The organism is Pseudomonas sp. PH1b (assembly GCF_000633395.1).
GTDB lineage: Bacteria > Pseudomonadota > Gammaproteobacteria > Pseudomonadales > Pseudomonadaceae > Aquipseudomonas.
The window spans coordinates 70,801-83,605 of sequence record NZ_AYMU01000007.1 but is presented as its reverse complement, the minus strand read 5'-3'; the positions used below and the strand labels follow the sequence as shown (position 1 = coordinate 83,605).

The following is a 12,805-nucleotide window of genomic DNA, read 5'->3' as shown; positions in this document are numbered from 1 at the left end:
ACTCGACTGTCTCGGTTAACATGCGCGCCATCCATCAAGATTCAAGGCTGTGTCGTGTCCGTTGGTCCCTCACCTCTTCGTCTGTCATTGCTGCTGGGCATGTTGATCGGCCACTCGGTGCTGGCCGACGATCTGTTCCTGGACGGCCCGGCCCTGCCCGAGGTACTGACCGCCACGCGCCTGAAACAGTCCCCCGCCGCGGTTCCCGGGAGCATGACCGTGCTCGACACCGAACTGATCAAGGCCAGCGGCGCCCGGGACATCAGCGAGCTGCTGCGCCTGGTGCCGGGAATGATGGTCGGGGCGGTCAGCGGCAACGAGGCGACGGTCAACTATCACGGCACCAATGCCAGCCAAGCCCGGCGCATGCAGGTCCTGATCGACGGGCGCTCGGTGTACCGCGCCGGGCTGGCGACAGTGGACTGGAGCGATATCCCGGTGGCCATGGAGGACATCGAGCGCATCGAGGTGTTCCGCGGCCCCAACACCGTCAGCTACGGCGCCAACGCACTGATGGCGGTGGTCAACATCATCACCCGCTCGCCGGCCAGCAGCCACGGTACGCGCATCAAGGTGACCCGGGGCCAGCGCGGCATCAGCGACTGGTACGCCAGCCAGGGCACCGGCTGGGAAACCGGCGACCTGCGGTTGTCGCTGTCGGGCCAGGAAGATGACGGCTTCGACCACAATCGCCTGGGCGCCGACTACCGCGACAGCAAGCGCTTGAACCGCTTCAGCCTGTCGGTGAGCCAGATGCTCAATGAACAGCAGAGCATCGACTGGCAGCTGAATGCCAAGGAAGGAACCAACCAGAGGCCGTATACCTATCAGCCGGTGTTCTACGGTGTGTCCCAGCAAGGCAACAATTCCGACGTGGTGGCCAAGGACTATGCCGGATCGCTGCGCTGGAACCTGGAGCTCAATCCGCAGCACAGCCTATATATCCAGGGTTCGGCCCAGCACTGGGATCGCCAGCAGACCTGGCGCGCCTGCGACGCGGCCATTTCCTTCAGCCCCGAGCTGACGCGCCTGTGGCAGCTCAATCCGAACTACGCCGAGCGCCTGGCGCGCCACATGCCCGATTATTTAAGCGCAGCGCCCAGCGGAACCCCGACGGAACAGGCATTGGCCACCCAAGTCATCGACCAGTGGAAAACCGGCGGTGGCAAGAACACCGTCTGCGGCAACATCGACCAGAGCGCCCGGGAAACCCGCTATGACCTCGAACTGCAGGACACCCTGAGCCTCTCGGACAACCTGCGCCTGGTCAGCGGCATGAACTATCGTTACGACCGGGCCGACTCCGAAACCTACTTCAACGGCACCCTCGATGACACCACCTGGCGCCTGTTCGGCCAGCTGGAATGGCGGGCCAGTGAACACTGGCTGATCCAGGGCGGGGCAATGTACGAAGACACCCAGCTGACCGGCAACTCCCTGACCCCGCGAGTGGCGGTCAACTACCTGATCAACCCGCGCCATGGCTTGCGAGCCGTGTATTCGGAAGCCATCCGCTCCCCGGACATGTTCGAGAACAACGTCAACTGGAGCTACCGGGTCACCGGCCTGAGCACCCCGCTCAACGGCCAGACCAGCGCCCAGTACTTCGTCAAGACCCGCGGCCCCGGTGACCTCGACCAGGAGCACATGCGTTCGCGGGAGCTGGGCTACAACGGCTACTTCGTCGACCAGGCGCTGAACCTCGACGTCAAACTGTTCTACGACGAAATCACCGGGATGATCAGCGAGCCGCTTCGCAACAATCAGTACATCGCCAGCAACAGCAACTCGTCACGTTTCTCCGGCACCGAGACCCAGGTCGACTGGCAACTGAGCCGCGCCGACCGCCTGCGCCTGACCTACGCCTACGTCCACGCACAAGCCAGCAACCGCCTGGACCAACACCTGACCGCCAGCAACAGCGGCTCCGCCGGCTGGCTGCGCAATTGGGGCCGAGGCTGGTCCAGCGCGCTCTTCTACTATGGCGACAATGCGCTCAACGGCTACCGCTTCGAACGGGTCGACACCCGCATCGCCAAGCGCCTGGCCCTGGGCAAGGCCAGCCTGGAACTGGCCGGCACCCTGCAGCAGCGCCTCGACCACGAGCCCACCACCTTCGCCGACAATCGCTACGATTCCCGGCATGTGGTCTATTTCAGCGCGGAGCTCGAGTTCTGATATGGGCCCATGCCGCCCCTGGAGGGCTCTGCGCATTCGTTGCCTCCTGCGCCTCGGCCTGATCGTGCTGAGCCTGCTGCTGTGCACGCCGTCGTGGGCGGCCGAGGTCTTGCTGGTGGCCAACGAAGACAACGACAACGTACGCACCTTCACCCAGGAACTGGCCACCCGGCGCCCCCACGACCGGGTGCGCTTCATGCCACTGGCACAACTGCCGGCACCGGGCCAGTTGCCCGGCGGCACCCGCCTGATCCTGCTGGATCCGCAAAGTCTCGACTGGCGCCTGCAAGAGCCCCAGGGACCGGCGACCCTGGTCCTGCGCATCAGCCGCCTGCAGGCCCAGCAGCGCCTGCAGGGCAGCGTCCACCCCAGGCTCAGCCTGCTCTGGAGCGACCCGCCCCTGGCTCGCCAGCTGCAGCTGATCCACAACATCCTGCCGCAGGTACGCCGGGTGGGCGTGCTGTACAGCGACGACAGCCGGTTCCTGCTCCAGGAGCTGCGCCTGGCGGCACACTCCCTGGGCATGGAGATCGTCGCCCAGCCCTGGGACAGCACCAGCGACAGCCGACCGCTGCAAAACCTGTTGCGCAGCTGCGACGTGCTACTGGGCCTGGATGATCCGAAACTGTACAACCCGAAAACCGTGAAGAACCTGCTACTGAGCAGCTACGCCCGCCAGCTGGCGCTGATTGGGCCCAATGCCGGCTTCGTCCGGGCCGGCAGCCTGGCCAGCACCTACAGCGACCAGCAGGACTGGCTGCAGACCCTGGACAGCCTGCTCGACCAACCACCGGCACGCTGGCCACGCGCGCAGTACCCGGGGTCCTTCAAAGTACTGAGCAACCCACAGGTGGCACGTTCCCTGGGCATAGAGGAAGTCGACCCGGAGGCCGTCGCGCGCCAGTTGAGTGAAGGAGAAAAACGCCCATGACAGTGCGTCGCCGATGGGACATCCAGACCCGCACTCAGCTCATCAGCCTGGGCCCGGCCCTGCTCCTGACCCTGCTGCTGATCAGCTTCTTCACCTTTGTGCGGATCCAGGATCTGCGCCAAGAGCTGAACCATACCGGCCAGTTGATCGCCAACCAGCTGGCACCCGCCACCGAGTACGGGGTGATTTCCGGCAACAACGAAGGCCTGGAAAGCCTCCTGCAAGCGACCCTGGCGACCCCCCACGTGCATTTCCTGGAGGTCCAGGACAGTGCCAACAACATTTTGGTGTACGTCGAGCAACCCTCCGCCCGCAGCCAGCACGCACAGCAGATCAAGGTGTTCCAGGCCCCGGTGCGCCTGCAGCGGATCCAGGTGCACAACGACTTCCTGCAGAATGCCCCAAGCACCTTCAACACCCAGGGCGACGGCTACCTGGGGCGGGTCATCGTCGGCATGTCCAACGACGCCTTCAACCAGCGCCAGCAGGAAATCCTCCTCAAGGCCGGGATCCTCGCCCTGTTCGCCCTGCTCTTCACCTACCTCCTGGCCCGGCGCCTGGCGGCCGGCCTGGCCAAGCCCATCAGTGCCATGGGCCACGCGGTCAAGGCGATCCAGGAAGGTGACTTCAAAACCCCGCTGCCGATCGTCGACGACGGCGAGCTGGGCAATCTGGCACGGCACATCAACAACCTCGCCGCCGGCCTGGAGCTGGCCAGCCGCGAACAGCAGCAAGCCATGTCCCAACTGATCCAGACTCGGGAGGAAGCCGAGCGGGCGAACAAGGCCAAGTCGGATTTCCTGGCGATGATGAGCCACGAGCTGCGCACGCCGATGAACGGCGTTCTGGGCATGCTGCAACTGCTGGAAACCACCGAGATGACTCAGGAGCAGAGCGAGTACGCGGCGCTGGCCTCGGAATCCACCGAACACCTGCTGAAGGTGATCAACGACATCCTCGACTTCTCGCGCATCGAGCGCTCGGCCCTGGAGCTGGAGCACATTCCATTCAACCTCGCCGAGCTGATCAGCAGTTCCGCCCAAGCCTTCCAGCACAGTGCGCTGCAGCGGGGCCTGGACCTGCAACTGCGACTGCCGCCGGGCATGGAATCGCTGCAGGTCAAGGGCGATCCGACGCGGATCAGGCAAATCCTGGTCAACCTGATCGGCAACGCGCTGAAGTTCACCGAACAGGGCAGCGTCACCATCGAACCTCAGTGGCAGGCCCTGGATCACGAACTGCTGTGGTTCACCTGCGCTGTGCGCGACAGCGGAATCGGCATCAGCGCCGCCAGCCTGGAGCTGATGTTCGATGCCTTCCAGCAGGCCGACAGCTCGATTTCCCGGCGCTACGGCGGTACCGGCCTGGGCTTGCCGATCGCCCGGACCCTGGCCGAGCGCATGGGCGGCACCCTGCGGGCCCAGAGCGAGGAAGGCCGAGGCTCGGTGTTCACCCTGGAAATCCCCCTGGCGCTGTTTCAGCAGAGCCTGCCGGTGCTCGCCCCGCGAGTCAGCACCGCAGTGCACCAGGGCGAAGGCCGCAATGTGCTGCTGGTGGAGGACAACCCGGTGAACCAGACGGTGATCCAGGCCATGCTGCGCAGCCTGGGCTTCACCGTGAGCATCGTCACCGACGGTGCGCAAGCGGTGCGCAGTGCCGAAAGCCTGATTTTCGAGGCAATCCTGATGGATTGCCGACTGCCGCTGGTCGACGGCTATGAAGCCACCCGACAGATCCGCCAACTGCCCGGTTGCGCCGATTTGCCGATCATCGCGCTGACCGCCAACGCCTTGCAGGGCGACCGTGAGGCCTGCCTGGCAGCGGGCATGAACGACTACCTGGCCAAGCCGTTCAAGCGCGCGGATCTGCAGCAAATTCTCCAACGTTGGGTGCAGTAACAGGCTATTTTCCAACATCTTCGACTGGCGTGCGGGGCGAAAGTGCGGCAGTCTTAGGCACCCGACGGGGCCCGAAAAGGCCCTCAAAAAAAATTTCAGTGCACAAGTGTACATTCATGCCCTTTGCGCTGTGACTTTCACTACAACGCAATAGTCTATGAGTAGGCTGCCGGCTCGAGGCATGAACGCTTCGATCGGCCGGGAAGATTTGCCCAACCCTGCCGCACGGGACTATTGAGGAGCTCGCATGACCAAACAAAACGCCTTTACTCGGGAAGACCTGCTGCGCTGCAGTCGCGGTGAGCTGTTCGGCCCAGGTAACGCGCAACTGCCCGCCCCCAACATGCTGATGGTGGATCGCATCACCCATATCAGCGAAGAGGGTGGCAAGTACGGTAAAGGTGAGTTGGTCGCTGAGCTGGACATCACTCCAGACCTGTGGTTCTTCGCTTGCCACTTCGAAGGCGATCCGGTGATGCCGGGCTGCCTGGGCCTGGATGCCATGTGGCAGCTGGTCGGTTTTTTCCTCGGCTGGCAGGGTCTGCCGGGCCGCGGCCGCGCCCTGGGCTCAGGGGAAGTGAAATTCTTCGGCCAGGTACTGCCGACCGCGAAAAAAGTCACCTATAACATTCACATCAAGCGCGTGCTCAAGGGCAAGCTGAACATGGCCATCGCCGATGGTTCGGTCAGCGTTGACGGCCGCGAAATCTACACCGCCGAAGGCCTTCGGGTCGGCGTATTCACCTCAACTGACAACTTCTAAGGGTTATCCGCATGCGCCGCGTCGTTATCACTGGTCTTGGCATCGTTTCGTGCCTGGGCAATGACAAAGAGACCGTCTCCGCTAACCTGCGTGCAAGTCGCCCTGGCATCCGTTTCAACCCGGAATATGCCGAAATGGGTCTGCGTAGCCAGGTTTCCGGCTCCATTGACCTGAACCTCGAAGAACTGATCGACCGCAAGATCTATCGTTTCGTCGGCCACGCAGCGGCTTACGCCTACCTGGCCATGAAAGACGCCATCGCCGATTCCGGCCTGAGCGAAGAGCAGGTGTCCAACCCGCGTACCGGCCTGATCGCCGGTTCCGGTGGTGCCTCGACCCTGAACCAGATGGAAGCGCTGGACATCCTGCGCGAGAAAGGCGTCAAGCGCGTTGGCCCGTACCGCGTCACGCGGACCATGAGCAGCACGGTATCCGCCTGCCTGGCCACGCCGTTCAAGATCAAGGGCCTGAACTACTCCATCGCGTCTGCCTGCGCCACCAGTGCACACTGCATCGGCACCGCCATGGAACAGATCCAGATGGGCAAGCAGGACATCGTCTTCGCCGGTGGCGGTGAAGAAGAACATTGGTCCCAGTCGTTCCTGTTCGACGCCATGGGTGCCCTGTCCACCCAGTACAACGAAACCCCGGAAAAGGCCTCCCGCGCCTACGACGCCAAGCGTGACGGTTTCGTCATCGCCGGCGGCAGCGGCATGGTGGTGGTCGAGGAGCTGGAGCACGCTCTGGCCCGTGGCGCCAAGATCTACGCGGAAATCGTCGGCTACGGCGCCACTTCCGATGGCTACGACATGGTTGCGCCAAGCGGCGAAGGTGCCATCCGCTGCATGCAGATGGCCATGTCCACCGTCGACGCACCGATCGACTACCTGAACACCCACGGCACCTCGACTCCGGTCGGCGATGTCGCGGAGATGAAAGGCGTGCGTGAACTGTTCGGCGACAAGGCCCCGGCCATCAGCTCCACCAAGAGCTTGTCGGGTCACTCCCTGGGCGCCGCCGGCGTTCACGAAGCGATCTACTGCATGCTGATGATGGAAGGCAACTTCATGGCCGGTTCGGCCAACATCGACGAGCTGGATCCGGAAGTGGCCGACATGCCGATCCTGACCAAGACTCGCGAAGACGCCACCATCAACACCGTGATGAGCAACAGCTTCGGCTTCGGCGGCACCAACGCCACCCTGGTACTGAAGCGCTGGCAGGGCAAGTAAGCCCCGCTGCCTGCGGCAATGAAAAGCCCCGACTGGTTCGGGGCTTTTCTTTGCCTGCCGTTCGCCACCTGAACGGTTCCTGCGCACCGCGTGTATCCCGCTGGAACCGGCAGGGCTCAGACCGAGAAGCGCGCCACCATGGTGTTCAAATCCACCGCCAGCCGTGACAGCTCCTGACTGGCGGCGCTGGTCTGGTTGGCTCCCGCCGAGGTCTGCAGGGCCAGGTCGCGGATGTTCATCAGGTTGCGATCGACCTCCCGGGCCACCGCCGCCTGCTGCTCCGAGGCACTGGCAATCACGATGTTGCGCTCGTTGATCAGGGTGAAGGCCGTGGCGATCTCCTCCAACGCCTGCCCGGCAGCCTTGGCCACCTCCAGCGTCGAGTGGGCCCGGCTGTTGCTCTGCTGCATGGAACTGACCGCCTGATCGGTCCCCTGCTGGATTCCGCCGATCATCTGCTCGATTTCCTGGGTCGACTGCTGGGTTCGATGAGCCAGGGCCCGCACTTCATCCGCCACCACGGCAAACCCGCGCCCGGCATCCCCGGCTCGCGCAGCCTCGATGGCGGCGTTCAACGCCAGCAGGTTGGTCTGCTCGGCAATGGCGCGAATCACGTCCAGCACCTTGCTGATGCCGTAGACCTTCTGCGCCAGGTCCTCCACCTGGCTGGCATTGGTCGTCACGTCCTGCGCCAGCGACTCGATGGACAGCACCGTCTGGTGCACCTGCTCGCGCCCGTGCTGGGCAATGCGGTCGGACTCCCGGGACGCCTCGGAGGTGGCCACCGCATTGCTTGCCACCTCCTCCACTGCCGCCGTCATCTGGTTGACTGCCGTGGCCGCCTGCTCGATCTCCAGGCTCTGCTGGTGCAGGCCTCGGGTTGCATCCTCGGTGACGCAACTGAGTTCTTCGGAAGCCGATGCCAGCTGGCTGGAAGAGTCGGAGATGCGCCGTATGGTTTCCCGCAGGTTGTGCTGCATGGCCTTGAGCGCCTGCAGCAGGCGCGCCGGCTCGTCCTTGCCACTCACCGTGATGGTGCCGGTCAGGTCGCCGCCAGCCACCACCTCAGCCACACTCAGCGACTGCGCCAGCGGCAGGACGATACTGCGGGTCAACAGCAGCGCCAGGCCAATGGTCACCAGCGCCGCCACCGCGATCATCCCCAGCACCCACACCCGCGACTTGCTGAACACCGCCTGAGCCAGATCGGTAGCCTGGGTCGCACTTTGCTTGTTCAACTCGATCAGCTCATGCAGGGTCGTGGCCATTTCATCGGCCAACTGGTTCATCTCGCCATTGACCACCTTGACCGCCTCCTCCAGCTGATTCTGCGCGGAGAACACCATCACCTGGGCCTGACGCTCCAGGTACTGTTTTTCAAGGCTCTTGAATCGATCGAACAGGACCCGTTCCTGAGGCAGCACGATCAGCGACTCATAGCGCCCCTGGGCAACGCCCAGGCCACTCTTGATGTCATTGATCTTTTTTTCGTTCTGGGCGATCGCCTGTGGATCGCGGTTGATCAGCAGGCGCAAGGTCAAGGCGCGAATGCGCAGCAGGTCCTGGCTCATGTCACCGACGGACATGACGCTGGGCAGCCAATTGCTTTCAACCTCGTCGGATTGCTGGCGCATGTTGCCCATCTGCACCAGCGCGAATGCCCCGAGGGCAAAGACCATCAGCGCCAGCAAGCCAAAACCCAGGCTCGCACGAGGCGCAATATTAAGACTTCTAAGACTCATTCCTCTGGCTCCTTCCTAGAGCGCTGCAAGACCTTGCAGCAAGGTGCTCTTAGACGGTATCGGGCCAGCGGGAAATTGCGTAAGACAAAAACGTGATATCAAAACGCCCTAGCACTCCGATACCAGGGCATAAAACGATTCAGCGCACAGAAAATCGCTGTTCTACCAACAAACGGTCACCCTGGAAGACCATGAAGTGCCATTCGCCAGGCACCACTTCATGGCTTTCGGTGAACTCGTAAGCCATCACATCCTGGGGCGCATTGGGCACCAGCTTCTGGGTGACTTCGAACTTGTCATGACGCACCCCGTCCGGGGTACGGATGCCCGGGGTCAGGTAAAGCAGGGTCAGCGGCTGGTCCTCGGCGACCTTGCCCAGCAACTGGTAGCGCATGCCGAACTTGGTGCCGAGCCGGGCCGGAACCACGGCAGTTTTCTGGATCGTCTCGTTGCTGCGCCGCAACACCCGCTCCCCCGATTGCAACTCGGCCTTGGGCCCTTCGAACACGCCATATTCAACAGGGCCTTCAACACGGACTTCGGCACTGGCCAGGCCACTGAAGATCATCAGCGCCGCCAGCGCGCCTAAACGAGTGAGGTGCATATCGCGCTCCTTGATTGAGATGGCGCGAGCTTATGAAGCAGGCGTGACAGGCTGATGACAGTCTGGAGCCGCGAAAGCCCTGGACGTGCGCCTGGACCTAGCGGCGCACGCGGGCGGGGAGGATGGCGAGAAAGTTGTCGTGGGCCACCTTGCGCGCCACGTCCTCGGGCAAGGCGTCGAGGAAGACGTCAAAGCTGTGTAACTCCTCCCCCAGCTTGTCGAAACGACCGACCACATCCGAACCCAGCATGAAACGCTCAGGGAAGCGCTCCACCAGCTTCAGCCACGCTTGGCGTGGTTGGCCCTGATCATCCAGCAAATAAGGCGTGAGCAGGCTCCAGGACAGGTCGATGGACAGATTGGGATAGCTCTCCAGCAAGCGAGTCAGGGTCGGCAGGAGAAACTCCAGATGCGCCTGGTGACGATGGATCTCGGCACTGGTACCGGCATGGGCCCAGATGAAGCGCGTGTGGGGATGGTTACGCAGCGGCTCCTCGATTTCCGCCAGGTACAGCGGATTGGGTTCACGCTTGGAGGTGATGTTGGAATGCAGCAACACCGGCAGGTCATTTTCCGCCGCCAGGTGATAGACCCTGGTCATGGCCTCGTTGTTGGCCCGGGGCGTATCCCCGGCGGTCAGCGCGGTGAGGTCGTCATGGCGGGTGAACACCTCGCCGATGCCCTGCCACAGCCCCGGGTCGAGGTCGAGCATGCGCTGGATATGCGCGTCGGAGTTCTTGTCATTGGGATTGAAGCCACTGAGAAAGGGATGGAAGCGCCGACGCTGCTCGGCGGGCAAGGCCTTCACCGCGGCAGCCACCAGCACGTCGGTGGCGCTGTACCAATAGGCCCGCGCATCATCACCGGCGTAATACCGTGGGCGCTTGGGTTCGTCCTCATGCCATTTCTTGGCCACCGGAATGCCCGAGATCATCACCCGTTCAATGCGGTTGTCGGCCATCGCCTTGAGCAAGGCCTGCATGCCTGCGGTTTCCTGGAAGAAATCCACGTAATGCAGGTGCGCATCGCTGTACAGGTAGTCCCGTGCCTGGGCCGCAGCGACCGGCAACAGCATCAGCAACGCCCATGCAGACGCCCCGTATAAATGACTCCAGTGCACTGGCTCGCCTCCAGGGATCGAAGCTCGATAGACCGCGGCGCCGAGTCGCAGGTTCAGAAAAAGGGGAACGCCGGCGCCCCAGGATGCTCTATAACTTCAGCACCTTTACAGCCTGATCCGTTTCTCATCACTGCCCGAGGTTTGCCATGACCATTACCGTCAACACCGAATCCAGCGAAGGTTTCCGCCACAGCATCCAGGTCGATGACCATCAGTTGTTCACCGACCTGCCCAAGTCCGCCGGCGGCGAAGGCACCGCGCCCGAACCTCACGACTACTTCGACGCCGCCCTGGGCGCCTGCAAGGCCCTGACCCTGAAGCTGTATGCGCAGAAGAAGAACATCCCCCTCACTGGGGTCACGGTGGAGCTCAAGCACGACAACAGCGAGGAGCAGAAAGGCAAGTACGCCCTGCACGTCAAGCTGACCCTCAAGGGGGTGCTCACCGATGCCCAGCGCGATGAACTGCACCGTGTGGCCGACCGCTGCCCGATCCACAAACTGATGACCACCAGCGAAGTCAGCATCGAGACCCACCTCTCCGAAGGCGCCTTCAGCCAATAGCGGCAAGGGCCGGGCGGATCGGGTTATGCTCCAGGGCATAACTCGATCAGCCTGGAGTCCGCCATGCACTCACCCCTCGTGATCCGTCCCCGCCCCGAGGACGTCGAAGGCCAGCCCATCCTCCGCCCATTGCCTTCGGCACAGTGCCGCAGTGTCGGCCCCTTCGTATTCTTCGACCATATGCTGGCAACCGCCTACCCGGCCGGCAAAGGCATGAATATCCGCCAGCATCCGCATATCGGCCTGTCCACCCTCACCTACCTGTTCGAAGGGCAGATCCAGCACAAGGACAGCCTGGGATCGGACCAGATCGTGCAAGCCGGGGATGTCAGCTGGATGACCGCCGGCAGCGCCATCGCCCACGTCGAGCGCACGCCAGCGCCCTTGCTGGCCCAGGGGTTTGCCATGCACGGCCTGCAGGTCTGGCTGGCCTCGCCCAAAGAGCAGGAGCAAGGCCCGGGGCATTACAGCCATCATCCGGCCAGCTGCCTGCCGGTGAGCGACAACCTGGGGGTGAGCATCCGCATGATCGCCGGCAGCGGCTTTTGCCTCGAGTCGCCAGTGCCGGTGCTCTCCCCTACCCTTTATGCCGAGCTGCGGCTGCAGACCGCCACCAGCCTGCTGATTCCCACCGAGCATCAACAGCGTGCGCTGTATGTATTGGACGGCGAGGCACAACTGGACGGCGAGCCATTGCCCGCGCACTCGCTGGTGGTATTGCCGGAGGGGGAAAACGCCACGCTGTTCGCCGAGAGCGACTGCCACGCGGTGCTGATCGGCGGTGCGCCCCTGGACGGGCCACGGCGGATCAACTGGAACTTCGTCGCCAGCGATCCGGCGCTGATCGACCAGGCTCGACAACGCTGGGCGGCCGGAGACTGGCCGCAGGTGCCGGGAGAAAGCGAGCGCATCGAATTGCCCCTCTCCCGCCACTGATCGGTAGGGGCCGGCTTGCCAGCGAACAGGCCCGTGAGCCTGGCGTTGCTCTCGCTGATGCCTTCGCTGGCAAGCCAGCTCCTACGGGATCAGGGCCAACGGATCAGCCCTGGAACACTTCGTCCAGCAGGTAGTGCATGGTGGCGAAGGCGCGGGCCGAGGTCTTGGCGTCGTACATCATCTTGCCCGGGATATTGGCGTGGGTATCGGTGAAGGAATGCACCGCACCGCCGTAGCTGACCAGTTGCCAGTCCACCCCCGCCGCGTCCATTTCCGCTTCGAAGGCCGGCAGTTGCTCCTTGGCCACGAACGGGTCCGCCGCACCGTGCAGCACCAGCACCGACCCCTTGATGTTGTTGGCATCGGCAGGGTTGGGGGTGTCCAGGGTGCCGTGGAACGATACTGCCGCCTTCACCGGTGCGCCACTGCGAGCCAGCTCCAGTGCGCAGCAGCCGCCAAAGCAGAAGCCGAAGGTGGCCAGCCTGGAGCTATCCACCGCGGCTTCGCCCTGGCTCTGCAAGGCCGCAAAGGCTGCCTGCATGCGCTTGCGCAACAGCGCCCGGTCATCCTTGAGCGGCATCATCGCGGCGCCGGCCTGGCTCGCATCGCTGGGGCGCAGCGACTGGCCATACAGATCGGCGATCAGCACCACATAACCCTTGGCCGCCACCGCCTCGGCGATCTTCTCCGCTCCGGCGCTGACACCCATCCAGTTCGGCGCCATCAGCAACCCCGGGCGCGCAGCTTTATGGGCGGCATCGAAGGCCAGGCGCCCTTCATAGGGCTGGCCATCGATCTGATAGACCACGGAACGCACTGTGATTTGACTCATGACTCA

Annotated in this window: 11 protein-coding genes; 7 read left to right on the top strand and 4 right to left on the bottom strand. The window is 63.4% G+C overall.

Annotated elements, in window-relative coordinates; genetic code table 11:
• Window positions 1-54 precede the first annotated feature (54 nt).
• The 5 genes from U873_RS0112910 (at window position 55) to fabB (ending at window position 7,002) form a co-directional block, all read left to right on the top strand.
• Window positions 55-2,178, top strand: a complete 2,124-nt coding sequence (locus U873_RS0112910) for a TonB-dependent siderophore receptor (RefSeq protein WP_025128654.1) — start codon at window positions 55-57, stop codon at window positions 2,176-2,178.
• 1 nt (window position 2,179) lies between these two features.
• On the top strand, window positions 2,180-3,109 hold the full coding sequence (locus U873_RS0112905) for an ABC transporter substrate-binding protein (RefSeq protein WP_025128653.1): 930 nt from the start codon (window positions 2,180-2,182) through the stop codon (window positions 3,107-3,109).
• Window positions 3,106-5,007 carry an ATP-binding protein gene (locus tag U873_RS0112900; protein ID WP_025128652.1) on the top strand — a complete coding sequence of 634 codons (1,902 nt, stop codon included), beginning with the start codon at window positions 3,106-3,108 and terminating at the stop codon, window positions 5,005-5,007. The genes U873_RS0112905 and U873_RS0112900 overlap by 4 nt, the downstream gene beginning before the upstream one ends.
• A gap of 247 nt (window positions 5,008-5,254) precedes the next feature.
• On the top strand, window positions 5,255-5,770 hold the full coding sequence (gene fabA / locus U873_RS0112895; protein WP_011060067.1) for a 3-hydroxyacyl-[acyl-carrier-protein] dehydratase FabA: 516 nt from the start codon (window positions 5,255-5,257) through the stop codon (window positions 5,768-5,770).
• A gap of 11 nt (window positions 5,771-5,781) precedes the next feature.
• Entirely contained in the window at window positions 5,782-7,002 is a 1,221-nt protein-coding gene (gene fabB, locus U873_RS0112890) for a beta-ketoacyl-ACP synthase I (protein WP_025128651.1), read from the top strand.
• A gap of 116 nt (window positions 7,003-7,118) precedes the next feature.
• On the opposite strand, the gene U873_RS0112885 is transcribed toward fabB, so the two are convergent.
• The 3 genes from U873_RS0112885 to U873_RS0112875 form a co-directional block, all read right to left on the bottom strand.
• Window positions 7,119-8,744, bottom strand: coding sequence for a methyl-accepting chemotaxis protein (locus tag U873_RS0112885; RefSeq protein ID WP_025128650.1), 1,626 nt, complete (start codon window positions 8,742-8,744; stop codon window positions 7,119-7,121).
• 139 nt (window positions 8,745-8,883) lie between these two features.
• On the bottom strand, window positions 8,884-9,348 hold the full coding sequence (locus U873_RS0112880; RefSeq protein ID WP_025128649.1) for a DUF3859 domain-containing protein: 465 nt from the start codon (window positions 9,346-9,348) through the stop codon (window positions 8,884-8,886).
• 97 nt (window positions 9,349-9,445) lie between these two features.
• Window positions 9,446-10,423: an amidohydrolase family protein gene (locus U873_RS0112875; protein ID WP_051586078.1), complete on the bottom strand. Its 978-nt coding sequence runs from the start codon at window positions 10,421-10,423 to the stop codon at window positions 9,446-9,448.
• Window positions 10,424-10,614: 191 nt separating this feature from the next.
• Between U873_RS0112875 and U873_RS0112870 the strand changes: the two genes are divergently transcribed.
• Window positions 10,615-11,031, top strand: a complete 417-nt coding sequence (locus tag U873_RS0112870; RefSeq protein WP_025128647.1) for an OsmC family protein — start codon at window positions 10,615-10,617, stop codon at window positions 11,029-11,031.
• Window positions 11,032-11,094: 63 nt separating this feature from the next.
• Window positions 11,095-11,967 carry a pirin family protein gene (locus tag U873_RS0112865; RefSeq protein ID WP_025128646.1) on the top strand — a complete coding sequence of 291 codons (873 nt, stop codon included), beginning with the start codon at window positions 11,095-11,097 and terminating at the stop codon, window positions 11,965-11,967.
• Window positions 11,968-12,070: 103 nt separating this feature from the next.
• On the opposite strand, the gene U873_RS0112860 is transcribed toward U873_RS0112865, so the two are convergent.
• The gene (locus U873_RS0112860) at window positions 12,071-12,799 is read right to left on the bottom strand and encodes a dienelactone hydrolase family protein (protein ID WP_025128645.1); all 729 of its coding nucleotides are present in this window, start codon (window positions 12,797-12,799) and stop codon (window positions 12,071-12,073) included.
• Window positions 12,800-12,805: the final 6 nt, after the last annotated feature.